Below are 24547 nucleotides of genomic sequence, written 5' to 3'. Positions count from 1 at the left end.
TGGAAGAAACCTGAACCTGACCATTGGGCGCAAGGGTTCAGAGTTCTGGAACTCCCACCTGTTATTTTTGCCTGCATTTTTCACATATTCCCTTTAATACCAGATTCACATCGCTCACTTCATAATCGTCTGGCAAGCTTTCTTCCGATATCTTATTCGGTAAACAGATTGTTCTCCTACAATCGGTGCAATGAAAGTGCATATGTAAATCTATACCATATTTAACTTTGGCGTTTTCATCAGAAATCGCATATTTTGCCACTCCGACCCCATCATTAATCTGATGAATTAGCCTTTTATCCTCAAAAATTTTGAGGTTGCGATAAAAGGTAGTTCTGTTTGCTGTTTTATTGGTTTCGCTCTTTTGAACAAAAGCCTTTTTCAAATCGGAAAAGGACACGGCACTTTGTTTCCTTTTCAGGAACTTGTATATCTTCGACCTCATTTTAGTAGGGCGAATACCGTGATATGATAATATTTTTTCCGTTTTGGTCATTTTAACCTTGATTCAAAAGCAACCCTTTTTATTAAATTTATTTCTTATAAGCCAAAAGCCTTAACGCATTAAAAACCACAAGTAATGTTGAGCCTTCGTGGATGACCACTGCAATACCGATATTGGCCCAACCCATAATGGTCGATGGGATAAGCAATGCCACAATACCGAGGCTGACCCAAAGGTTTTGCTTGATAATGGCCTTTGCCTTCCTGCTCAAACCTATGGCAAAGGGCAGTGTTTCCAGTTTATCAGCCATTAGGGCAATGTCCGCAGTTTCCAAGGCCACATCACTGCCCGCTGCACCCATTGCGATACCTACGGTGCTGTTTGCCATTGCAGGGGCATCGTTCACACCGTCGCCTACCATTGCGACTTTGGATTCCTGTTCTTTTAATTTTTTAATGGCATTTACTTTTTCCTCTGGCAACAGGCTTCCCCAGGCATCGGTCAACCCAATTTCTTTAGCAACGGCATCGGCAACCTTTTGATTATCCCCGGTTAGCATTATCATCCGCTTGATACCGATTTCCTTTAATTTTTTCAGTGTTTCCTTGGCCGCTTCCCGTGGGGTGTCCATCAGGGCGATGATACCTATATATTCTTTGTTCCTTCTTATGAGCATCGTAGTATTTCCACCACCTTCAAGTTCTTTTACTTTATTCGATATATCTTCGGATGGTTTTGCTTCATCGAGGTCTTCGTACAAGTCAAGGTTTCCAATATAGATTTTATCCTTGCCCAAAGAAGCTTTGATACCTTTTCCGAGAACTGCTTCCAAATCTGACGCATCGATAATATCAGTACCTTTCAGACGCTCTTTCCCATCCCTTACGACGGCTTTGGCCAAAGGGTGGTCGCTCAAGTTTTCAACGGCAACGGCTATCTTTAACAGTTCATTTTCTTCAATATCCCCCAATGGTACTACTTCGGTAAGTTTGGGCTTGCCTTCGGTAAGCGTGCCTGTTTTATCAAAAGCCAAAGCGGTCAATTCGCCCAAATCTTCCAGCGGTCTCCCACCTTTAATGAGTACACCACCACGCGCTGCTCGCGCCACACCGCTCAATACGGCACTTGGTGTTGAAATGGCCAGAGCACAGGGACTTGCAGCTACCAATACCGCCATTGCACGGTAAAAGCTGGCACTAAACGGTTCATCAATGACCAGAAAGGCAAAGAGCAAGACACCAACCAATATCAGTACGGATGGCACAAAGTATTTTTCAAACTTATCGGTCAACAGCTGTGTGGGGGACTTTTGGGTCTGCGCCTCGTTGACCAGTTTAACCAATCGGGACAGGGTAGAGTCTTTGGCTTCTTTGATTACCTTAATTTCCAACATACTATTACCGTTGATAGTTCCAGCAAACACACGGTTTTCATCCTTGATATCATCGTCTGCCGAATAGTTTCTGTCCTTATCTTCCACAGGGATTTTGTCCACAGGTACACTTTCCCCAGTAATTGGTGCTTGGTTTACACTACTTTTTCCGTTGACCACGACGCCATCTGCGGATATTTTACTATTGGGCTTGACCACTATAATATCGCCAATACTCAATTTCTCAATCCCAACTTCTACAGTCTTACCATCTTTTTTAAGCAAGGCTGTTTTTGGTGCAAGGTCTGCAAGCGCGGCAATGCTTTTTCTTGCTTTGTTCATTGCGTAATGTTCCAAGGCGTGCCCAAGGCTAAATAAAAACAACAACAGTGCACCTTCTGCCCATTCTCCCAGAATGGCGGCACCAATGGCAGCGACCAGCATTAAAAAATCAATTTCAAAACCACCCTTGGCCACAGTTTGAACCGCTTCCTTGGCCGTAAAGAAACCACCGAAAAAGTACGCGCCAATGTACAAAGTAAGACTGACCCAATCCGGGATGGATTCCACATAAGAAAGCCCGAAACCTATCCCGAGAAGTGCCCCACAGATAATGGAAAAAATAAGCTCCGTATTTTTACCGAAAACCCCACCGTGGGCGTGCTCTTCTCCTTCCTCGTGGGTCTCGCCCTCCTTGTGCTCGTGGCCCTCTGTGGAAGTTTGCTCTTTAGTATCTTCCTTCTTTGAACGTTCCTGTTTTTTTTTGGATGCTTCGGTGTAATTATTTTCGTTTGAAGAACTCCGCTTAACCTGAAGGTCTTCCTTTTCAATCTGTTTACTTATTTCATCAAAATTTGTTTGCTTTTTATCAAACTCAAGGCGCACCATTCCAGAGGCCGAAACGGAAGCCTCCAAAACCCCATTGATTGCCAAAAGACTTTTCTCTATGGAACGTGCCTGTCTTGTATGTCTGATTCCTTTAACCTCAATGAGCAAATGCCCGTATTTTTCGGTAATTTCAGCACCAGTCCGTTCGGCGAGGGATTGAATGCGGTCTATAGAAATGATATCGGGGTCATAATGAAAACAGAGCTGTGGTGTGTCATCTTCCTTTGTATCGGCAACGTGTACTTTTTCGATGCCCTCTTTAGCCTGTAATTCTTTTATAAGCCGCTCAACACAAGTATCTTTTTCGTTTGGAACTTGCGGAAGGATAACTGGAATTTTTAGTTGTATTTTTTTCATTTTTTACTATTTTTTTTTATCCATTCTTTGGCATCGTCTTTTTCTTCTGGCTTATAAAATTTTATATGAGCTTCTGAAAAAGGAAGCAATGCCTCGGTAAATTGCTCCTGCCATTTAACGCTACCCACTAAAGCAACACGCTTTAAATGCGTTTCATTCGGAAGATTTAATTCAATGCCCTTCCAATAGGCACTTACCGTCCAGCCTTCAAAATTTTGCATTTCAATGTACCAGGAAACTTCCTGATATGCAGTTATATGTTCTGTTAAGACCGGTATCAAGTTTTCATAATCCTTGGCATCCAGCTTATTCTCTGCCACCATATATACAGTAGCCTCTTTTTTATAGATTGTTATCATTGCTCACTATTTATAAATGATAATTGAATTTAAAAACCAAACGTTTAATCCAGATTGTCGCTGCATTTTTCGCAAATGCCCTTTACCACCAAGTTGATATCCTCGGTAATATAGCCATCAGGTAAGTTGATATGAGGGATTTTATGCTCTGTTAAACAGACAGTTTCATTACAATTGTTGCAATGAAAGTGTAAATGAAGGTCGTTGCCGACCTCGCACTCACAATTTTCTTCGCAAAGGGCGTATTTTATAACACCTGTCCCATCCTCAATTTGATGCACAATACCTTTTTCTTCAAACGCTTTCATAGTCCTAAATAGGGTGCTTCTTTCACTGACCTTAAAATCCTTTTCCAAATCGCCAAGACTGATGGCTACCTTTAATTCCACCAAACGTTTATAAGTCATTAGGCGCATAGCCGTAGGTCGTATCCCTTTGCTTTCAAGTAGTTGGACTATTTTTTCCATTTGCAACAAAGTGTTTTATAGGTCGTACCGTTTTAAGGAATCTCCAGATTTAATCTGAAAGGCATCTTCAATATTTGCTATATAAATAATACCATCTCCAGGTCCGTCGGTTTTGGCGTTGGCTATAATTGTTTCAATGGCCACTTGGGCTTCCTCATTTTGGCAGACCAGTTCCAACTTAACCACTGGACTATCTGTCACGTGAAAATCCAACGACGGTCTTGCACCTTTTGACTTAAAGGCGCCAGTTCCTTCTGCTTGTGAAAGGGTCATACTTTTAAATCCATTATCTGATAGTGCTTCAATGACTCTTTGGATTCGGTTCGGTTTTATAAATGCTTTTATTTCCTTCATATTATGAATATTTTAAATCAATTTTGAACCGAGCCTGTTTTCTAATTTTTAACTAACTAATTAAGACGATAAACAAACCCGGAATCAAAATCTTTGATTATTATTGAATTAATGTCCGTGTTCCAGTTCGCCTTTAACCATTTCCGAAGAGAGATTATAAGCTCCGTTTATGACAACTTTGGCGTCCTTTGAAACTTCGGCAGGCAGATTGACTTCAACAAAGCCTAAATCAGTAATACCAACCGTTACGGGTATCATTTTAAATTTCATTTTGTTCGCTTCCATTTCTCCATCTTCATCCAGAATAAAAATAAAGGATTGCTCGCCTTCTTTTATAACGGCGGCTTCCGGTACGGCGAAACCTTTTTTCTCACCTTGCACTATTCGCCCTTCCACGTACATACCCGGCAATAGGTTTTTATCCTCGTTTTCAATATCTGCCAGAACTTCCAAAGCTTTTGGGTCGGTGTTAAATGTTTTACCCACAGACCGAACGGTTGCTTTAAGCAGTTCATCTGGACGAGAGGCCGTAGAAAAATATATCTGTTGTCCTTTCTTGATTTGCTTTATGTCCTTCTCATATATTTTGAAGTTGACATAAATCTTTGAATTATCGCTTATTGAGAACATTTTGGATTGTTGCGCCACGTAATCGCCAAGGCTAATCATTACTTCATCCACATAGCCACTTATGGGTGTGGTAATGGGAACAGCGGAATATATTTGGCCTTCAGCCACTTTGTCCGGATTAATGCCCAACAGTCTCAATTGGGACCGCAAACCATTGACGCTGGATGTTGTGGAACGAAATTTTGACTGCGCCATCTGAAATTCCTTTCCAGAAGAAACACCTTTGTCATAAAGAGTCTGCTTGCGCTCAAAATCCTGTTTCAAAAAGACCAGTTCGTCATTTTTTTCCTGATATTCCTGTTGCATTGCAATGATATCTGGGTGTTCTATATATGCCAATACCTGTCCTTTACTTACATTATCTCCAGGTATTACTTTTATGGAACTCACATTTCCACCAACAAACGGACTGATATTCGCCTTATCCTGTGGGAAAAGTTCCAGCGTACCTGTTACCTTAATGTTGTTCCCTAAATTCCGTTCCTCCAAAGATTTCATTTCCAAACCGATGGTTTCAGCTTGTTGCTTTGTAAGTTCTACAACGCCTTCTTCCTCGCTGTGACCACCTTCTTCCTCTCCTTCAACGTGGCCTTCTTCGCCGTGTGCATCTTCTCCAACTTCATTGGTCTTTGATACACCTTCGGCTTCATTATGTCCAAGTTCAGATTTTTGGGCATCATTACAACTCATAAACATAAGTGTAAATAATACGGTACTAACTAATAGTATATTCTTCATTTCTCTTTTTTTAAGGTTATAAATTGCCCAATTGATATTGCATATCAATGGTCTGCTGGTTATACTGATTGATGTATTGTAAATGGTTTTGTTTAATACGGATGGCACTATTAAGAATGGTGATATAATTGACGTAATCTATTTCGCCTTCTTTAGAAGCCAACTGCGCTGTGGTAATTTGTTCTTCTGCCAACAATAGTGCGCCTTCTTCGTAATATTGCAAAATCTTCTTTGTTTTTTCGAGTGATTTGGTCAATTGTGAAACACGACTTTCTGTAACCGCTTTTTGCTCCAAATATTGATTCTCTGCTACCATTGCGTCTGCCTTGGCTGCCTTAACCCTTGACTTCTGCGGAAAAAACCATAACGGAATACTAATACCTGCCTGATAGGTATTAAACCCTGAAACATCATCCACAACCTGCCTGCCATATGATAAACTGAATTTCGGTAGGAATTGCGATTTTTCAACGCCCACATTTGCTTTACTTACTTCGGCATTTTGCAAGGCATATTGCAACATTGGGTTATTGGCAACCGAAGTTGAATCCAATGTCGCCATAAAATCCAATGGCTCGTAAAAACCATCTACCGTCTCGATGGTTTCATCCGTTCCCAAATATTGTTTTAAGGCACGTTTGGCAATTTCAATATCATCAAAAGCTTGTTGCCTCAACACTTGAATCTGTTGAAATTCGGAAGAGGCTGAAATAAATTCCAACTTGCCTGTTTCTCCAGTGTCATACCGAAGTTGGGCAGCGGACTTAAAATTGGCATAAATACTGTCCAATTGGTCTGCAAAACGCAACTGTGCCTTGTAATAATTAATTTGGTCATAGGCTTGCATCACATTGCGCACCAACTGTTGTTCACTGGCCACATAAAACTTTTCTCCCAAGGCAATGCGCTCTTTATAAAACTTCGATTTTGAAAATCCTGAAAGCAAATCGATATTGCCCTGTTGCACGCCAACGGTTGTTTGCACTCCAGGAAGATTATTGCCATATTCTTCTTTGCCCGTGAAAACTTGTGTGCTACCAAGGTCAAAACTCGTTCCCTTCAGTGCCTTTTCCCGTTCAATAAATGCCTGACTTTCCTTAAGCGATGGATAATTCTGTTTTGCCATAGCAATGGCCTCATCTACAGTCAAGGTTTTTGGCATTGTTCCATTTTGATTGGTGTCTTGGGCAAAAGCAGTTCCAGAAGCCATCAAACCGCCAACCATCAATAATACGGTTACAATGTTCGTTGATTTGTTGACATAGCTTACACCTCCATCGTTATTGTTTCGTTCCTTTCTCGATTCAAGCCAATAATAAAGAATAGGAATAACCACCAAGGTCAGAAATGTTGCCGTAAGCATTCCTCCAATGACTACTGTCGCCAAGGGCCGCTGTACTTCGGCACCACCAGAGGTAGAAATCGCCATTGGGATAAAGCCCATAATTGTTGTAATGGCTGTTAATAAAATTGGACGTAAACGTTCGTGCGTAGCTTCATATATACGTTTTTTTAAATCTGTCATTCCACTGTCTTTTAATTCATTGAACTTATTTATGAGTATGAGTCCGTTTAATACGGCAACTCCGAAGAGCACGATAAATCCGACTCCCGCGGAAATACTGAAAGGCATTCCACGAATCAACAAAACGAAAACGCCACCAATGGCCGCCAAAGGCACTGCCATATAGATCATCAAGGCTTGTGTAACTGAATTCAAAGCAAAGTAAAGCAGAACAAATATTGTTAATAGAACGATTGGGACTACAATCATCAATCGGTCTGATGCTCGTTGTAGGTTTTCAAATGATCCGCCGTAGGTTACAAAATAACCTGGTGGCAGTTTAACATCCGTTTCCAATTTTTGTTGAATTTCCTCGACCATCGATTTTACATCGCGCCCACGAACATTCACGCCCACGGAAGTACGACGAGAGGTATTGTCTCTTGAAATCTGCATTGGTCCGGGTTTATAGCTGATATCTGCCACCTCCTTTAATGGTACTTGTGCACCGTTTGGCAGGTCTATATAAAGGTTTTTTAAGCTATTGATGTCTTGTCGATATTCCTCTGCCAAACGAATGACCACATCGAACCGTTTTTCCCCTTCAAAAATGACTCCTGCCTGTTCTCCTGAAAATGAAGCACTTACATAATCATTCAGCTTATCAACGGTTACACCGTATTGTGCCATTTTCGCACGGTTATATACCACCGTCATTTGTGGCAAACCACTTGTAGCCTCCACATTAATGTCAGCCGCTCCGGGAACGGTCCTAATTACTGCCGCGATTTCCTGTATCTTGTCTGCCAAAACGTCCAAATCTTCTCCGTACAATTTGATGGCCACGTCTTCACGGACACCAGTCAGCAATTCATTAAAACGAAGTTCTACAGGTTGTGTAAACACAAAATTTACGCCGGGAACTACTGAAATTTTTTCTTGAATCTTTTCTATGAGTTCTTCTTTACTATCTGCGGATGTCCATTTACTCTTGTCCTTTTCAAGAATAATATAACTATCGGCAATATCCATAGGCATTGGGTCTGTTGGTATTTCAGCCACACCAATCCTTGAAACTACTGTTTTTACTTCCGGAAACTCATTGATTAAATTCTGAAGTTTCTCTGAGGCCTCAATAGATTCTGAAAGACTGCTCCCTGGTTTTATCAATGCTTGAAATGCAATATCGCCTTCATCAAATTTAGGGACAAATTCTGCTCCCATATTGCTAAAAATAAATCCTGCAATCAAAAGCAAGGCAACCGCGCCTATAACCACACCTGCCCGAAAGCGAAGTGCAAAATTTAATATAGGCAGATAGATACGATTCAGAACCCCCATAATTTTATCACTGAACCTATCAATCTTGTTTTCAAATTTGGCAAACCAACTATTTTGATTTTTAGCAGGTTTTAAAAATAATGATGACATCATTGGTACGTAGGTAAGGCAAAGAATAATTGCCCCTAAAACGGCAAAACCAAATGTAAATGCCATTGGTCGAAACATTTTCCCTTCCACACCGGTCAAAAACAGAATAGGTGTAAAAACTATAAGAACAATTAGTTGACCGAAGAAGGCAGAATTCATCATTTTACTTGAAGAGTCATAGGCGATTTCATCCATTTCAGCTTGGTTAATGGCGGTTGTGGATTTTTTCATCCGTTGATGAATGTGGAAAACCGCTCCTTCCACGATAATCACCGCACCATCTACAATAATCCCAAAATCGATCGCACCCAAGGACATTAAATTTGCCCAAATGCCAAATTGTTTCATCAAAATAAATGCAAATAATAGGCATAAAGGGATTATCGACGCTGCTATCAAGCCACCACGGAAGCTTCCTAAAAGCAAGACCAAAACAAATATGACAATAAGGGCACCTTCTATTAGATTTGTTTTAACGGTACTTGTGGTTGCCTCAATAAGTTCACTTCGACTTAAAAAAGCATCAATATAAACGCCTTCCGGCAGGGATTTTTGAATTTCTACAATACGCTTTTCCACATTTTCGATCACGTCGCCTGGGCTTTCGCCTTTCAGCATTAAAATTTGTCCGCCCACAGATTCGTGTCCATCTTGGGTAAAAGCGCCATAGCGTACTTGGCTGCCATATCCAACCTTTTCAGCGACATCCCGTATTAAAACGGGACTACCGTTTTGAGTAGTTACAACTGTGTTTTCCAAATCGGCGATACTTCGGGCCAAGCCTTCGCCACGGATAAAATTGGCTTGGTTATTTTTTTCTATATAGGCACCTCCAGTATTGGCATTGTTCACTTTAAGGGCTTCAAAGACCTGGTTCATTGTAATACCGAAACTTTTTAGCTTATTGGGGTTTATGGCTACTTCATATTGCTTCACAAATCCTCCAAAAGCATTTACCTCGACGACTCCTGGAACTAATGCCATTTGGCGTTTTACAATCCAATCTTGGATGGTACGAAGCTCCATTGCATCGTATTTATCTTCGTAGCCTTCCTTTACTTTTAGGCTGTATTGGTAGATTTCGCCCAAACCTGTGGTAATTGGGGCCATAAATGGCGTGCCGAAGCCTTCGGGGATTTCTCCGGCAACTTCGGTTAATTTCTCTTGCACTAATTGCCGGGGAAGATATGTGCCTGCCTCGTCCTCAAATACGATAGTAACAACTGACAATCCAAAACGAGACACCGAACGCAGCTCGATAACGTCTGGTAGATTTGCCATTGCCAATTCTACCGGATAAGTAACAAATTGTTCAATGTCTTCAGTACCTAAATTTGGGGCAACTGTAATAACCTGTACTTGGTTGTTGGTAATATCGGGTACAGAACCCAGATTTATAGTGGCCATAGACCAAATGCCCGTACCTACAAGTGCCACTATAAAGAGCCCAATAATAAACTTGTTATTAATGGAAAATGAAATGATTTTGTTAATCATAGAAAAAGTATTAATTCAGTTTAAACATCGCAATGCAAAGAAATGCAATGCGTTTATGATGCGATACTTACTTTGAAAAGCATCACGGTAGGATATAGCTATCCTAAAAAAAACTGAATTATACTTTAGGGGGTTGGAAAAGCGATTCCAGATATCTGGAAGTGAAGTTTACTTTATGTAAGTTAAACTGTTTTTTCTCTTCAAACTTTAGTCGATTGGTTAAAACCGAATTGTTGTTCGCAATAATTAATACTAAAGGGTGACAACATTGATGATGGGAATGGACTGGTGTATTCTCCTTATCTGGGTTATTATGATGCCCTTCATTTTTTGCATCATTGTCAATGTAATCTTCAACTACATATTCAAGGAAAGAGTCTCCATAAACTTTATGGTCTTGATAATGGGTAATAATGCTTGAAATTTCTTTAATTGGTCCACAAAAGTCCATATCAATGCTAATTCCCTGAAAAAAGAATAAAATTGACATTGATATGGAAACGAATATTTTCATAAAGTTTGACAAAGATACAAAATAATGGATGCACAGGTTGTGCAAAGAAAGAATGTTCACCTTTATATCCAAACACTATTTAGATATTTGATACTACTTATTATCAATAGAAGGCAAATGAGCATAAATAGAATTGAATTTTGAAAATAGGAATATTCTGTACTTATTCTGTACTATTGGAAATAAAAAAAGGCCTCACATTTCTGCAAAGCCTTTTCTTTACTAGTAGCGGGAACTGGACTCGAACCAGTGACCTTCGGGTTATGAGCCCGACGAGCTACCTACTGCTCTATCCCGCGCTATTCGACTGCAAATATACAAACCTTTTTAGATATAACAAGCATTATTTTAGTAAAAAATTACTACCCTATATTAATCGCTTCAAAACCAACAAGTTCTCCGTTAAAATAATTTACAGAAATCTGAATAGGATTGCAACACACTTCACAATCCTCAACATAGGCCTGCTTAATCACACTAGGATCAAGTAACATGGAGATAGTCTCCCAGCAGTAGGGACACTCAAAAAAGTGTTCGTGCATTGTCTTTGTTTATTTATAAATATAAAAAAAGCCAACTAAATAGCTGGCTTTTAAAATAAGATATAATGTATTGTTACAAACTAATCGCGTTCTACAACATAAGTATCCTCTATATTTAAAATAGATTTACTTACGTCTGTAGGGTTTCCTACCACGGTGATGTATTCACGATTCATATTGTTATCGCTAACCATCATAGTATGAAGATTAGTTAAGCTGTTAAAGGCAAGCGGTAAATGACCAACTAATTTATTATCAGATAATACAAGTACTTCTAAATGTACTAAATCTCCTAACTCCGCCGGAATATGCCCAGTAAGTTGATTATCGATTAAACTTAACATTTTCAGATTAGATAGTGCTCCTAATTCAAAAGGAATAGAACCTGTTAATAAATTACTTCCTAATTCTAATTCTTCAAGTGCACTTAATTCACCTAAACGTGTTGGAATAGTTCCAGAAAGGGCATTACTAAATAAAGACAATTTTTTTAATTGTTTTAAATTCCCTATTTCCGAAGGGATAGAACCATGTAGTTTATTTAAAAATAGCTCTAAAGAGGTTAATTGAGTTAACTCTGCTATTGCTGCTGGTATTGTTCCTGAGATCGTATTAAATCCTAAATTTAAAGTCTGTAAATAGTGTAATTCACCAATAGACTGAGGCAAGGTCCCCACTAAATTGTTATACTGTAAATCTAAGCCCACCACTTTGTTATCTTCTACAGTAACTCCATACCATGTATGTACAGGTTCTGAAAGATTCCAAGTATTTTTCCATTGCTCTCCTTGGGTGGCATGGTATAAAGATACTAAAGCCTCCTTTTCTTGTGTAGACACATTAGCAATCGATATTACAGATACAAATAAGCAAAATAATGTTAGTGTAATCGTTTTCATAAGCTATAGATTTGAGACTATTAGAGTCCAAATATAACGCGAACGAAGACAAACTGCAACTTTTTTCGATGAACTGCACAATAAAAATTCAATTCAGAACTACCCTAAATCATTATCCCTGTGAGAATTAGCGGTTAAAGCCTGTAAAACACCCTGTTTTTAGGCCATTTCGTCGAGTTCTTCTTGCACCGTTTCCCAATCTTCCATTAGCGTCTTCAACTTCTCCTTTTTAGCTTCATAAGCACCAAAAAACTTAGGATCGGAAACGACTTGATCATAGTTAGTGGCTAATTCTACATCGATAGCTTTGATTTCTTTCTCTAATTGGCTGATTTTAGATTCTATATTACTTAATTTATTATTAAGTGATTTAAGGCGTTTTTGATCGTCGTAACTTTGTTTCTTAGTTTCTTTAGGGGTTTCTTTTACCACCGTACGTTTTTCTACTTCCCTAAGGTTTTCAACTTTACGTTGCTCTAGGTAGTAGTCGATATCTCCTAAATACTTTTTAATATTTTGATCTTTAAACTCGTATAGTGTAGAGGTTAGCCCTTGTAAAAAGTCCCTATCGTGAGATACTAAAATCAAAGTACCTTCAAATTTAATCAGGGCCTCTTTTAAGACGTTCTTAGATTTAATATCTAAGTGGTTGGTAGGCTCATCCATAATCAGGACGTTAAACGGTTGAAGCATTAGTTTCGCTAAAGCCAAACGATTTCTTTCTCCTCCCGAAAGTACCCTTACATATTTCTCTGCTTCATCACCACGGAATAAAAAGGATCCTAAGATATCTCGTACTTTACTTCTATTGGTTTCATTAGCGGCATCAATCATGGTATCTAAAACGGTTTTACTCCCGTCTAAATATTCCGCTTGATTTTGTGCAAAGTATCCGATTTGCACATTATGCCCCAACTTTAAATGACCGCCATGCTCGATATCGCCGACTAATATTTTTGCCAAGGTTGATTTACCTTGTCCGTTTTGCCCTACAAAAGCTGTTTTAGCATCGCGTTCTATAAGTAAATTAACACCAGAAAGCACCTGTTTATTACCGTAGCTTTTAGATAGGTTTTCGGCTTCAATAACAACTTTACCTGGTGTGATAGACACTGGAAAGTTTAAGGTCATGACGCTATTATCATCTTCATCGACCTCTATTCTATCAATCTTATCAAGTTTTTTTATTAAAGATTGAGCCATTGTAGCCTTACTTGCCTTAGCTCTAAATTTTTCGATCAATTTCTCGGTTTGCTCAATTTGTTTTTGCTGATTCTTTTGCGATGCCAATTGTTGAGAACGTAATTCTTCGCGCAATACTAGGTATTGACTATACGGTTTTGGATAATCGTAAATACGACCTAAAGAAATTTCGATAGTACGATTGGTTACATTATCTAAGAACATCTTATCGTGAGATACGATAGCCACTGCACCAAAATAATTTTTAAGAAAGCCTTCTAACCATATAATAGATTCGATATCCAAGTGGTTGGTAGGCTCATCTAAAAGAAGTACATCGTTATTTTGAAGCAACAACTTTGCTAATTCAATACGCATACGCCATCCTCCTGAAAAGGTATCGGTAAGTTTATTAAAATCCTCACGTTTAAATCCTAAACCTTGAAGAATTTTCTCTGTTTCCCCTTGGTAATTATACCCGCCTACAATTTCATACTGATGTTGCACCTCGTTAAGCTCAACCATCAAATCATGATATCCCTCACTTTCATAATCCGTACGCTCTGCCAATTGCGTATTTATATATTCCATTTTAGCTTCCAACTCCTTAATTTCTGTAAAGGCTTGGTAAGATTCCTCTAAAACTGTACGCCCTAGTACAAAATCGATATCTTGTTTTAAGAATCCTATTTTAAGTTCCTTATCAGAAGCGATTTGTCCTGTATCGGGTTCCATCTCTTTAGATAGAATTTTAAGCATCGTAGATTTTCCGGCTCCATTTTTACCAATAAGCCCGACTCTATCCCCGTTACCGAGTTTAAACGTGATGTCTTCAAATAAATAAACGCCTTGAAATGATATGGATAAATTATGTATGTTTAGCATAAATTTGCAACTATTGTTACCAAGTTTCAGTTTATAAAACTTAATTTTGTGTTTAGAACGCTATCTTAATAAAAGCGGTTATAAAGCACCAGTGTTAGGAGAAACTTTTCTTCTGAGAAAGAAAAAAATCAAGTCTAGAACACCGTTCTCTTTAACTTTTTAGTTAACTACGCGTTTAGATTATAAAAATGCAAAAGTACGTAAATAATATGTTTAAAAAAGGATCTAAATTATACGGAATTTTCACAGGTGTTTGTCCGAAGTGCCATAACGAGTCTATGTATAAAAACAAGAACCCTTATGTGTTAACCGAAGTATTCCAAATGCATGAAAGGTGCGGTCATTGTCATACAAAATACCAAATTGAACCGTCTTTCTTTTACGGTTCTATGTATGTGAGTTATGGGGTAGGTATTGCTTTTGCCACTGCCGCTTGGATAATTAGTTATGTATTTCTTGGCAGTTCGAAGGAAATAGGCTTTTGGGCTATAGTAGGAACCTTAATAGTGTTCATGCCATACATTATGCGTTTGTCGCGAAATATATGGATTAACATCTTCTTAAGCTACGATAAAAAACTAGATAAAAAAGCTAAGAAATAAAGCGTTTATAATCGATTTCACTATCTATAGCACCTTTATTTTCTATAGCATTATAAAGAATTTTAGCTATATAGGGCCCTATCATCACGCCCCGGGTTCCTAGACCATTAATAATATGTACGTTATGGTGTTCTGGGTGGGTACCAATAACTGGACGCCTATTACTCACTGTAGGACGGATACCAGCCGATTGTCCAACAACTTTAAAATCACAGTTTATAAGCGGCTTTAGTTTGGCTAACAACTCAACTTTAGCCGCTTCTGTAACTGTATTAGATTTATCTGTCCAATTATAAGTTGAACCCACAGTATACAGATCATTACCCATAGGTATAATAAAAACATTCGCCTTTAAAATATAATCGATCTTAAGTTCAGGTGCATGTATGGTCAATAACTCTCCCTTAGCTTCTTTTAATTTTATATCAGGAAAGAAATAGTTGTTTACTACACCGTAGCCTTCAGCAAATACAATATGTTTGGCTTTAATCGTTTTGTAGTTGATTTCAGTATCCCCAAAGGTAATCGCTTCAAAATCGAAAGTTTCCTGTACTAGCTGATTGTTTTCTTTTAAATAGGACGTATAGTGATCAATTAAACACTGGGTATCAATTTTACCCGTATCTAAAACTTCACCAAAACCAAAGTCCGCATTCACCGACGGATTTAAATTCTTAATAAGGGAGTCGGACATGAATTTAGAGAGCTCAGATTGCTCTGAAGCCGTATACCAATCATTTTGCTCCTCTAAGGAGGTAAAACGCCTATAAACGGGTATTTTATAATCTAATTGGACATTCAAGCGTTCTTCAATTCTTTTGTACATGGGTAGAGCAACCGCCAGCTGTTCTACAGATTTCCAAACGACGCTAAAACGTTTTAGAACAACAGGGTTATACACCCCACCAGCAACTAAGGATGCTTGTTGTGAGTGATTATTAATTACAACAAACGTTTTATCATTCGCTATTAATTGCTCACAAAAAGAGACCCCTGCAAGTCCGCAACCTACTATAATATAATCTACATTCATAACTGCGAAGATATCAATTTAAACGATTCTGAAAGCGGTAAAAACAAAAAGCGCCCACTTAACAAGTGGGCGCTTTTATAAACTATAGTAATCAAATTAGTATGACCACATATCTAATTCAAAATTTCTAATTTTCTCTTTGATTCTTTCAGACTCTAACAATTGCATTAAAGCATTTTCTGCAACATACTCGTCGATTGTTCTATCTCCGTAAACATTTTCTTCTTTATAAATCACACCGTTAAATCGTCTTGAGTTTAAAATGTGATCGAAGCTAAATGGAACGGCACTATTTTTAGTGTTAAACGATTTAGCATCGTGTAATACGTTTCTAGCATCCGGATAGAAAATCCAAAATAATGGGTTTGGTAATTTATTCGCTTCGTCGTTAGAATCGATAAAGTTAACATCCGGTGCTGCAGGAGCAATACCTAATAGTCTATACTTTAATTCTCCTTGACGCTTGTCGAAATACCAAAGTCCTTTAATTAAATAAGCGCTTACATCAAAAGATGAAATTTTTCGAGTTGTAATATACTCAGGATCTACAAAACCATCGGCATTAAACTGGTCGTACCCTATTTCTAAAGTATCCACCTTTGTTGTAATGTCTCTAAGTTCTTTTTGAGTACGTAAACCAGTGAAATACGAATCGTTATATACTTTATCAATTTTACCAGTGGCTATTGCCTTGGTTAAAACATCGTAAAGTGATCTTCTGTCGCTACCAATGTTGTTGGTATCTACAGGGTAATATAACGGGAAGTTAACACGCTCATCTAGTACTACTTTTTCCCAAGTCATTTTAGCGAACATAATATCTCTATCGTCAACGTACCCGTAATTTAACGGTTTGTCGTTATCTAGCGCTTTCTGTTCTTCAGTTCTTACTCCGATTTCTTCTGGAGCTTTAGCATTTAATATGTTAGCCTGAGCAAACGCTCCTGAAGACAAACACACTCCTAAAATAACTGTTAATAAAGATTTATAATTCATTCTAAAAATAATTTAATTGTTATTAATTACAAAGTTGGATGATTAGTTAGATAACTCTATAATAATTGGAGCAGCTGGCTTAATTTTAGGACCGTTAGATCTTGATTTAATATCAAATATCTGAACATCGGCACCTCTTTTAGCTTTTCTTAAAGCTGCTTTAGCTTGACCGTTAAGTCTGTTTCCTGATACCGTTACACTTGGTTGACCAGGAACTTTCATTTTAAATCCAGTAACTGTTAAAGGTAAATCGAAATCGAAGTCTTCTAAGACCGCACCAATTTTACCAATCTCCACGTTGTTTCTAGGTAATTTGAAAGATCCAGTTTTTCCAGCTAATTGACCAGAAGGTGTTGGGATATCTTTAATTCTAAATGTTTTCTTATCTGAAGCTTTAGAACCATCATCAAGAGTAGCGCTTACATTGATAGTAACCTCTCTTCCTGAAGTTGGAACCATAGTATAAGATCCTGGCTTAGATCCTTTTTTAAGTCCTGATCCACTAGCCGATACTTTATTATCTGGAACACCAGCAAAAGAAATCGTCATTGGGTTAGATACTCCACGGTATACAACGTTCATCTTATCTGCAGATATTGTAGCAGAGTTAGGACGTGGCACTACCACATAGTTACCTTTAATAGGAATTTCTAAAGGCTTACCATCCTCTAAGAATGTAAATTTTCCTTGAATTTCATGTGCTCCTACATTACCTACATTAAAGTCTAATTTAGCAGCTCCAGTAGAATCAATTGCATTTGCAACCTCTATTTCATTTCCTTGAACTTCTAATTTAGTAGGCGTTACATTAGCATATTTACCTAATACTACTCTACCTGAGAATTTTTCACCAGCAAAAAACGCTGATTTATCTGCTAGTACAATAGCTTGATAGTTATTAAGTGATACAGCAGCATCTAAAGTATTACCTAAGAAAAGGTTAAACATATTTGCTTCTGTTACTTTTACATCGTTTTGCATTGCTGTTAACTTCGTGTAAGATGCAATTGCTGGATACCCTTTATAGTGGTAATCTAACCAAGGAATTTCTTTTCCTTCAGCATCTTTCATTGGGTCAGTATTAAAACGCTTATTGAAACTTTCAATTGCTTTTTTATACTTTACATCAGTTCCTAAAATTGCATGAATTTCTTTTTTGTACTCTTCAATTTTAGCCAAAACTTCTTCACCACCTTTAGTTAAACGATCTCCTGTAAACCATTTCTCGTCAAGGATATCTGTTTTATCCATTGCTTGAAAAGGTAATTGTCCTGTTACAGGATCTACTTCGTAACCTCCACTTTTTAATAAGTCTACTTTTAAAGTTTCGATATATCTAAAAAACTTATCTGAAGCAAGACTTACTTGTTTTGCTTTAGTCGCAGGTACTGCGAAGTCTTCTGGTTTCTCTTCTGCTTTATTTTCTAAATCGGCTAATAACAAGCTGTTTTTTTCTGTAGTGTCCATGTTAGACTCTACAAACTTCGCTTCCATTAATCCAAATGCCGATAGCACTTCTTTCGACATATTCATTGCCATCATTGCGATAAACACCAAATACATCAAGTTAATCATTTTCTGCCTTGCGGATAATTTTCCTCCTGCCATGTCTAATTAGTTTGTTTTGTTAATAATTACGTGTACTAATTACTAATTAGTTTTTGTTCATTGCAGATAACATACCTCCATAAACACCGTTTAAAGATGATAAGTTAGATGCTAATGACTGCATTTGCTCTTTTAATTTGTTAGCATTTTCAACCGTTTCTTCATTGATTGAAGCTTGACGGCTAGCGCTATCCATTTGTACTTTATAAAGACTGTTTAAAGATTCTAATTGAGCAGCAGCTAAAGACATTTGCTCTCCGTATTTTTTAGTCGATGCGATAGAGTCTACCGTTGGAGAAATTCCTTTTGCTGCACCTTCAAAGTTTTTAATGCTGTTACCTAAACTTGCCATTAATTCACCATCAATTTTAGCTTCTTTTAATAAGTTATCTAATTTTTTAGATAATAATCCATCTGCGTCTTTTGGTTCTTCTACCTTAGCTGCATTTTTTCTTCCTGTACTCTCTCCTCCAGCTAATTCTGGGTATACTTTAGACCAATCTAAATCTCCTGCTTGTTTCTCGAATGCTGAAATTGTAAATACTAAAGCTTCAACAATCATACCTATTGTTAAAATAAGTGATGCGTAAGGCCAGTGTTGGATTTTGAATAATGCTCCAAGAATTACAATTGGAGCTCCAAGTCCGTAGACCATATTCATCATTGAAAGTTTTCCTTTTTGTGCCATAATTTCTAAGTTTTTTAAAATTTTTAGTTGTTAAGTTGATTTATTTATTTTAGTAGGTATGTATTTGTATTATCTTCTAGAGTTAGCCGTAACTTCAGTTCCCATATAATCTTGAACAGTTCTGAAACCAATATAACTTCTTGAAGAATCTGCATATTCGTAATCTCTTGAACTTACTTGTAGGAAGTAAGCTACATCTTTCCAAGATCCTCCTCTAACCACTTTACGTTGATTATTTTTATCGTTTACACTTGGATTAATAGTCGATGCAAACTCATATGATCCTGGATCGTATGATGCGTTTACCCATTCTGAAACGTTTCCAGCCATATTGTAAAGGTTGAAATCATTTGGCTCATAAGCATCAGCTTCTACAGTATATAAAGCTTCATCTGCTGCATAGTCACCACGTAATGGTTTAAAGTTAGCCATAAAACAACCTCTGTCGTTTTTAGCATATGGCCCACCCCAAGGGAATGTTGCTGCTTGCAATCCTCCTCTTGCTGCATACTCCCACTCTGCCTCAGATGGCAAACGGTAAGAGTTTACAAAAGCTTTCTTTTTCTCTTTTCTATATTCATTGTGTAATAAAGTTCTCCATTGACAAAATGCTTTAGCTTGTTTCCAAGTAACACCAACTACTGGGTAGTTACTATACGCATCGTGCCAGAAGTAATCGTTGTGCATTGGTTCGTTATAAGAGTAAGCGAAATCTCTAATCCAAGCCGTAGTATCTGGGTAGATAGCTACTTCTTCTTTCATAATAACATCCTTACGTCTTAAGTTTCTATTTTTTGCCGCTTTTTCAATATCCATGTAAGTATATTGAAACTTAAACTTAGTGACATCCCAAGTTCTTTGTCCGTTATAAGACTCTTCTATAGGAAGATACATTGTATCCATAACCTCAGCATAGTATTCGTCTGGATATTCAGCAGTATCGAAAATCAAATCAACTTCTTTGTTTAATTTTCTTCCTTCATATCCTGTTTCACCTAAGCCACTATAGTTATCAAACATATACTTTTCATATACTGTCATCTCCTCTTCGTTAGCGCCTTTAAAAGCAAACTGACCAATTCCAGGGTTTTCTGAATCCGTTTCACCAACCTCATCAGCTAAAATTGCCAATTTTGTTCTAATTGTAGAGTCACGAACCCATTCTACAAACTGACGGTACTCACTATTAGTAATTTCCGTTTCGTCCATGTAAAAAGCTCTTACCGTAACTGTTTTTGCCGGAGCATCCTGAATACCAGCTAAATCATCATCAGCTTTACCCATAATAAATGCACCACCTGGCACCAATGTCATACCATAAGGTTTTTCTGGATGCCATTTTTTTCCTTTCACACCAACTAGTTGACCTTTGTCTTTAGATCCACAACTTGCTAAAAGTGTCAAAACTGCCGTTAATAATAGAAATTTCTTCATATTTATTGATACCTATAAGGTTAATTAATTGCTCTTATTTTTTTTAAGAGCGTAAACATATTTATATAATATTTAAAAAACAACTTTTTTACTAAAAAAAACAACATTTAATCGTGTTAAAATACCATTAATCGATTAATAAAATGTTAAAAAACAATAACATTCGGTTGCCTAATATACGCTGTTTTTCTGAAACGCTTTATACCATCTATCAGGTATTTGGTTATTGCACGCATCCAAATAGTCTTTATGAGTACATGGTAATAACGTGTGCTTTTTTAATTTATTATTAACATTTGCTAAAAAAGGTATTTCAATCCACCAACGCCCTGTTTTAATACTCTTGTAAAATACCAGCTCATGACTCTCTGCTAAAGTAATGTATTTTTGATGATTATTACCGGTTACAAAGTCATCATCTTTAACACGATAGTTGAATCCTTCAATAAAATACCAAATCATTTGCGCAAGTAACATTTCGGTCATTTCATCATCATAAGACGGTTTGTAGTCGAAAATCCCAAATGCCGACACCTTATTACTTATACCAGCATAGCGCGATACAGCACAAATTTCTTTACCATCGAGTCCATTGGGAGACAACCGCTGTTTTAAACTTACCTCCGATGCTTTTAAAACACCTAAGTCGACACTTACAATATTGGCATCTCGCATTACAGGTTCTACAATAGTAATATCGTTAGACACCTCACCTAATCGGTACGCCTCAAAATACAAGCGCTCCATTAAATCGATCTCTTCTTGAGAATTAAAATAGGTTTGATACCCAATAGCCGCGTAATTGAATAGGTTATAAGGTTCGTCTAAAATAATCTTACCTATAAAACTATTATTTTTAATTGGTTTTGCCGAATCACCTAAATCAAATTTTGCATCTACATTGACAATATTTACCATAGGCATTACATTGTCGTATGCGCGATATATAGGGTAGGTTAAATCTTGACTTCCCCCTATAATAATAGGTATAATCTTTTTTTCGATTAAAATAGACACCGTTGTCTTTAACGCAAAGTAGGTATCCTCTACGCTTTCGCCTTTTTCTATATCTCCTAAATCGGCAATAGTAACATTCCAACTTCCTGGGTATAATGCATAGAAGGCTTTACGGACTTCATTCAAATCATACTCCTCACCAATATAATCGACACTATTACGATTTTCTAACACACCAATAAGTGCTACAGAAACGCCTGTTAAATCTGGAATTCCTTCTTCTACACTGTGTATTCTTAATTTCCGCCCTAGAGCTTGCATAGATAACAACTCATTATGAGAAAGTACTGCATTGGCAACGGGCGAAAGAAAACTAAAATTCATGAATTTACTTTTTTGTAGTGGTTTTCTTTACAGCTGTTTTCTTAGCTGTGGTTTTCTTGGTTGCTGCCTTCTTAGCCGGTGCTTTTTTTGCTGCCGCTTTTTTCTTGGTCGCTTTTTTCTTTGGTGCCTGTTGCTCTATTAAAGCCTTCACTTCATCTAAACTCAATGCTTCAGCATCTGTTGTTTTTGGCAACTCTATTTTTGTTTTACCTTGAATAATATTAAAACGGCCCCATCGTGCTTTTTCTACGCGAATACCTTCATCTTCCCAATTGTGAATCACTTTATCAATCTCCTTTTGGATTTTTGTTTCTATCAATTCTACAATATCAGCATCCGATAAATTATCCCAATCGTATTTTTTATTCACATTAATAAACATATCATTCCATTTAATAAATGGTCCGAAACGCCCTTTTCCTTTTTGCACCGGTAAATCTTTATACATATATATAGGTGCATCTGCTTTCTCTTTCTCTTTAATCAGCTCCAGAGCATCATCAAATTCTACACTTAAAGGATCGGTACCACGAGGTAAAGAGACAAAAGCATCCCCAAACTTAACATACGGACCATAACGTCCATTATTAACTTCTACAGACTCTCCTTTATATTCCCCCAGCGTTTTTGGCAACTGGAATAAATCCATAGCCTCCTCAAAGGTGATGGTGTTTAATTGTTGATCTGGGCTTAAACTTGCGTAAGTCGGTTTTTCTTCATCCTCTACTGTCCCCATCTGTACCATAGGTCCGAATTTACCTAAACGCACACTAACGCGTTTTCCTGTTTTTGGGTCTTCTCCTAAAATACGTTCTCCCGATTCGCGTTCCGCATTCTCCTGAACATCGATAACTTTAGGATGGAAATCTTTATAAAACGATTTCATAACAACTTTCCAGTCGGCTTTACCATCGGCAATATCATCAAACTGATCTTCTACATTAGCCGTAAAACTATAATCTAAAATAGTTTCAAAATGATTTACCAAGAAATCGGTAACAATCATACCAATATCTGTTGGTACCAACTTTCCTTTATCCGATCCTACTTTCTCTGTTAAGGTGTTATCTTTAACAGTATCATCTTTTAAAACGAGTTGCGTATAATTACGTTCTACTCCTTCTATAGTTCCTTTTTCTACATAGTTTCTATTCTGAATTGTAGAAATCGTTGGGGCATAAGTAGACGGACGACCAATTCCTAACTCCTCTAACTTTTTAACTAAAGAAGCCTCGGTATAACGGTAAGGCGCTCTAGTATAGCGTTCGGTAGCTGTAATATAATTATTCAATAACGTTTCGTTAACCTTCATTGCTGGTAACATACCTTCTTGCTCGATATCTTCATCATCGGTACCTTCTAAGTACACTTTTAAAAACCCGTCGAAGGTAATAACCTCTCCATTTGCTGTAAAGGTTTCATTGTGCGATGCCGCTTCAATTTTAACATGGGTACGTTCTAGTTTAGCCTCACTCATTTGCGATGCAATAGCACGTTTCCAAATTAAATCGTATAAACGCGCTTGATCGCGTTCTAAATTTACTGTATGGGTTTCAAAATTTGTTGGTCGAATTGCTTCGTGAGCTTCTTGAGCTCCTTTAGATTTCCCTTTATAATTTCGTGTTTTACTGTATTCTTTACCGTAGGCTTTAATAATTTCCTTTTCGGCGCCTTTTCGAGCTTCATCAGACAAGTTTACACTATCTGTTCTCATATAAGTAATTAGACCGGCTTCGTATAAACGTTGTGCCATGTTCATGGTTTTACTTACCGAGAAATATAGTTTACGTGAAGCTTCCTGTTGTAATGTTGATGTGGTAAACGGTGCTGCTGGCGATTTCTTCGCTGGCTTTTTCTCTAAGTTAGCAACCTTAAAAGTGGTATTGGCCTTTTTTTCTAAAAACGCTACTGCTTCTTCTTTAGTCTGAATTGATTTTGGCAATTTCGCTTTAAACGACTGCCCTTCTTCATTAGAGAATTCTGCATCGATACGGTAAGACGCTTCCGCTTGAAAGTCTTGAATTTCGCGTTCACGCTCTACTATTAAACGTACAGAAACGGATTGCACACGACCAGCCGACAAGCCTCCTTTTACTTTTCTCCATAATACAGGAGACAATTCGTACCCTACTATTCTATCTAATACACGACGTGCTTGTTGTGCATCGACTAAATCGTAATCTATTTGTCTCGGGTTTTCTACTGCTTTTTGTATTGCCGATTTAGTAATCTCATGAAATACAATACGTTTCGTTTTATCTTTATCAAGGTTTAAGGACTCTGCTAAGTGCCATGCTATCGCTTCTCCCTCGCGATCCTCATCACTTGCTAGCCAAACCATATCTGCTTTCTTTGCTAAATCTTTTAATTTTTTAACTACCGCTTTCTTATCGGTAGACACCTCGTATCTTGGTTCAAAATCGCCTTCTACATCGACTCCTAATTCCTTGGAAGGTAAATCGGAAATATGTCCGTAACTAGATTCAACTTTAAAATCTTTTCCTAGAAATTTTTCAATTGTTTTTGCCTTTGCAGGGGACTCTACTATAACTAAATTCTTCGCCATTCTTCGTGTTTTATGGCTACAAATGTATATCAAAAATTATTCATGAACCTAATTTTTATCCTTTTTAAGACGACCAACTCCTTAATAAAGACATTAATTATGAAGTGTTTATTTTATAAAAATTATCGATTTACGTGTTCTATTTCAACTTTATTACTTTCAAAATCAACTCCTCATTTTTTATTTTAAAACTTTAATAAAGCCTAAAATTTAAC

At 37.5% G+C, this 24547-nt stretch carries 19 protein-coding genes and 1 tRNA gene; 1 reads left to right on the top strand and 19 read right to left on the bottom strand.

Translation table 11 applies throughout. The features are described from left to right. Positions 1–61 precede the first annotated feature (61 nt). From BLV64_RS02665 to BLV64_RS02610, 12 genes are all read right to left on the bottom strand, one after another. Positions 62–496, bottom strand: coding sequence for a Fur family transcriptional regulator (locus tag BLV64_RS02665; RefSeq protein ID WP_092132089.1), 435 nt, complete (start codon positions 494–496; stop codon positions 62–64). Positions 497–533: 37 nt separating this feature from the next. Further along, on the bottom strand, positions 534–3062 hold the full coding sequence (locus tag BLV64_RS02660) for a heavy metal translocating P-type ATPase (protein ID WP_027126744.1): 2529 nt from the start codon (positions 3060–3062) through the stop codon (positions 534–536). Continuing rightward, positions 3059–3421: a SpoIIAA family protein gene (locus tag BLV64_RS02655; RefSeq protein WP_027126745.1), complete on the bottom strand. Its 363-nt coding sequence runs from the start codon at positions 3419–3421 to the stop codon at positions 3059–3061. The genes BLV64_RS02660 and BLV64_RS02655 overlap by 4 nt, the downstream gene beginning before the upstream one ends. A gap of 44 nt (positions 3422–3465) precedes the next feature. Further along, the gene (locus BLV64_RS02650; RefSeq protein WP_027126746.1) at positions 3466–3888 is read right to left on the bottom strand and encodes a Fur family transcriptional regulator; all 423 of its coding nucleotides are present in this window, start codon (positions 3886–3888) and stop codon (positions 3466–3468) included. A 15-nt stretch (positions 3889–3903) separates the two neighbouring features. Next, positions 3904–4242, bottom strand: a complete 339-nt coding sequence (locus tag BLV64_RS02645) for a P-II family nitrogen regulator (RefSeq protein ID WP_027126747.1) — start codon at positions 4240–4242, stop codon at positions 3904–3906. A 108-nt stretch (positions 4243–4350) separates the two neighbouring features. After that, complete coding sequence (locus tag BLV64_RS02640) at positions 4351–5610, bottom strand: efflux RND transporter periplasmic adaptor subunit (RefSeq protein ID WP_027126748.1); 1260 nt, start codon at positions 5608–5610, stop codon at positions 4351–4353. A 16-nt stretch (positions 5611–5626) separates the two neighbouring features. Continuing rightward, positions 5627–10042: a CusA/CzcA family heavy metal efflux RND transporter gene (locus BLV64_RS02635; RefSeq protein ID WP_027126749.1), complete on the bottom strand. Its 4416-nt coding sequence runs from the start codon at positions 10040–10042 to the stop codon at positions 5627–5629. 118 nt (positions 10043–10160) lie between these two features. Further along, the gene (locus BLV64_RS02630) at positions 10161–10532 is read right to left on the bottom strand and encodes a hypothetical protein (protein ID WP_027126750.1); all 372 of its coding nucleotides are present in this window, start codon (positions 10530–10532) and stop codon (positions 10161–10163) included. A 250-nt stretch (positions 10533–10782) separates the two neighbouring features. Next, positions 10783–10855: transfer RNA gene (locus BLV64_RS02625), tRNA-Met, on the bottom strand. A 63-nt stretch (positions 10856–10918) separates the two neighbouring features. Further along, positions 10919–11098 (bottom strand): CPXCG motif-containing cysteine-rich protein, encoded by a 180-nt coding sequence (locus BLV64_RS02620; protein WP_092132086.1) that lies wholly within the window; start codon positions 11096–11098, stop codon positions 10919–10921. A gap of 80 nt (positions 11099–11178) precedes the next feature. Further along, positions 11179–11997, bottom strand: coding sequence for a leucine-rich repeat domain-containing protein (locus BLV64_RS02615; RefSeq protein ID WP_092132083.1), 819 nt, complete (start codon positions 11995–11997; stop codon positions 11179–11181). Between the two features lie 159 nt (positions 11998–12156). Further along, positions 12157–14064, bottom strand: a complete 1908-nt coding sequence (locus BLV64_RS02610) for an ABC-F family ATP-binding cassette domain-containing protein (protein ID WP_092132080.1) — start codon at positions 14062–14064, stop codon at positions 12157–12159. A 209-nt stretch (positions 14065–14273) separates the two neighbouring features. On the opposite strand from BLV64_RS02610, the gene BLV64_RS02605 reads away from it, so the two are divergent. Further along, positions 14274–14666: a DUF983 domain-containing protein gene (locus BLV64_RS02605; protein ID WP_092132078.1), complete on the top strand. Its 393-nt coding sequence runs from the start codon at positions 14274–14276 to the stop codon at positions 14664–14666. Here BLV64_RS02605 and BLV64_RS02600 read toward each other — a convergent pair. The 7 genes from BLV64_RS02600 to topA all read right to left on the bottom strand — a co-directional run bounded on the left by BLV64_RS02600 (position 14656) and on the right by topA (position 24332). Continuing rightward, complete coding sequence (locus BLV64_RS02600) at positions 14656–15699, bottom strand: NAD(P)/FAD-dependent oxidoreductase (RefSeq protein ID WP_092132075.1); 1044 nt, start codon at positions 15697–15699, stop codon at positions 14656–14658. The genes BLV64_RS02605 and BLV64_RS02600 overlap by 11 nt on opposite strands. 96 nt (positions 15700–15795) lie before the next feature. Continuing rightward, the gene (porN, locus tag BLV64_RS02595; RefSeq protein ID WP_092132072.1) at positions 15796–16695 is read right to left on the bottom strand and encodes a type IX secretion system ring subunit PorN/GldN; all 900 of its coding nucleotides are present in this window, start codon (positions 16693–16695) and stop codon (positions 15796–15798) included. Positions 16696–16737: 42 nt separating this feature from the next. Further along, complete coding sequence (gene porM / locus BLV64_RS02590; protein WP_092132069.1) at positions 16738–18303, bottom strand: type IX secretion system motor protein PorM/GldM; 1566 nt, start codon at positions 18301–18303, stop codon at positions 16738–16740. A gap of 46 nt (positions 18304–18349) precedes the next feature. Further along, the gene (gene porL / locus BLV64_RS02585) at positions 18350–18991 is read right to left on the bottom strand and encodes a type IX secretion system motor protein PorL/GldL (RefSeq protein WP_092132067.1); all 642 of its coding nucleotides are present in this window, start codon (positions 18989–18991) and stop codon (positions 18350–18352) included. Positions 18992–19060: 69 nt separating this feature from the next. Then, complete coding sequence (gene porK, locus BLV64_RS02580; protein ID WP_092132065.1) at positions 19061–20425, bottom strand: T9SS ring complex lipoprotein PorK/GldK; 1365 nt, start codon at positions 20423–20425, stop codon at positions 19061–19063. Positions 20426–20596: 171 nt separating this feature from the next. Next, the gene (locus BLV64_RS02575; protein WP_092132062.1) at positions 20597–21766 is read right to left on the bottom strand and encodes a formimidoylglutamase; all 1170 of its coding nucleotides are present in this window, start codon (positions 21764–21766) and stop codon (positions 20597–20599) included. Positions 21767–21770: 4 nt separating this feature from the next. Then, entirely contained in the window at positions 21771–24332 is a 2562-nt protein-coding gene (gene topA, locus BLV64_RS02570) for a type I DNA topoisomerase (RefSeq protein WP_092132059.1), read from the bottom strand. Between the last annotated feature and the right edge of the window lie 215 nt (positions 24333–24547).

Source organism: Bizionia paragorgiae, from assembly GCF_900107625.1.
Classification (GTDB): Bacteria; Bacteroidota; Bacteroidia; order Flavobacteriales; family Flavobacteriaceae; genus Bizionia; species Bizionia paragorgiae.
The sequence above is the reverse complement of the archived record's forward strand: the minus strand, read 5'-3'. Positions and strand labels throughout refer to the sequence as shown.

Coding starts and splice junctions, on each gene's coding strand:
- BLV64_RS02665 (WP_092132089.1), bottom strand. CDS start 496: ATGACCAAAACGGAAAAAATATTATCATATCACGGTATTCGCCCTACT.
- BLV64_RS02660 (WP_027126744.1), bottom strand. CDS start 3,062: ATGAAAAAAATACAACTAAAAATTCCAGTTATCCTTCCGCAAGTTCCA.
- BLV64_RS02655 (WP_027126745.1), bottom strand. CDS start 3,421: ATGATAACAATCTATAAAAAAGAGGCTACTGTATATATGGTGGCAGAG.
- BLV64_RS02650 (WP_027126746.1), bottom strand. CDS start 3,888: ATGGAAAAAATAGTCCAACTACTTGAAAGCAAAGGGATACGACCTACG.
- BLV64_RS02645 (WP_027126747.1), bottom strand. CDS start 4,242: ATGAAGGAAATAAAAGCATTTATAAAACCGAACCGAATCCAAAGAGTC.
- BLV64_RS02640 (WP_027126748.1), bottom strand. CDS start 5,610: ATGAAGAATATACTATTAGTTAGTACCGTATTATTTACACTTATGTTT.
- BLV64_RS02635 (WP_027126749.1), bottom strand. CDS start 10,042: ATGATTAACAAAATCATTTCATTTTCCATTAATAACAAGTTTATTATT.
- BLV64_RS02630 (WP_027126750.1), bottom strand. CDS start 10,532: ATGTCAATTTTATTCTTTTTTCAGGGAATTAGCATTGATATGGACTTT.
- BLV64_RS02620 (WP_092132086.1), bottom strand. CDS start 11,098: ATGCACGAACACTTTTTTGAGTGTCCCTACTGCTGGGAGACTATCTCC.
- BLV64_RS02615 (WP_092132083.1), bottom strand. CDS start 11,997: ATGAAAACGATTACACTAACATTATTTTGCTTATTTGTATCTGTAATA.
- BLV64_RS02610 (WP_092132080.1), bottom strand. CDS start 14,064: ATGCTAAACATACATAATTTATCCATATCATTTCAAGGCGTTTATTTA.
- BLV64_RS02605 (WP_092132078.1), top strand. CDS start 14,274: ATGTTTAAAAAAGGATCTAAATTATACGGAATTTTCACAGGTGTTTGT.
- BLV64_RS02600 (WP_092132075.1), bottom strand. CDS start 15,699: ATGAATGTAGATTATATTATAGTAGGTTGCGGACTTGCAGGGGTCTCT.
- porN (WP_092132072.1), bottom strand. CDS start 16,695: ATGAATTATAAATCTTTATTAACAGTTATTTTAGGAGTGTGTTTGTCT.
- porM (WP_092132069.1), bottom strand. CDS start 18,303: ATGGCAGGAGGAAAATTATCCGCAAGGCAGAAAATGATTAACTTGATG.
- porL (WP_092132067.1), bottom strand. CDS start 18,991: ATGGCACAAAAAGGAAAACTTTCAATGATGAATATGGTCTACGGACTT.
- porK (WP_092132065.1), bottom strand. CDS start 20,425: ATGAAGAAATTTCTATTATTAACGGCAGTTTTGACACTTTTAGCAAGT.
- BLV64_RS02575 (WP_092132062.1), bottom strand. CDS start 21,766: ATGAATTTTAGTTTTCTTTCGCCCGTTGCCAATGCAGTACTTTCTCAT.
- topA (WP_092132059.1), bottom strand. CDS start 24,332: ATGGCGAAGAATTTAGTTATAGTAGAGTCCCCTGCAAAGGCAAAAACA.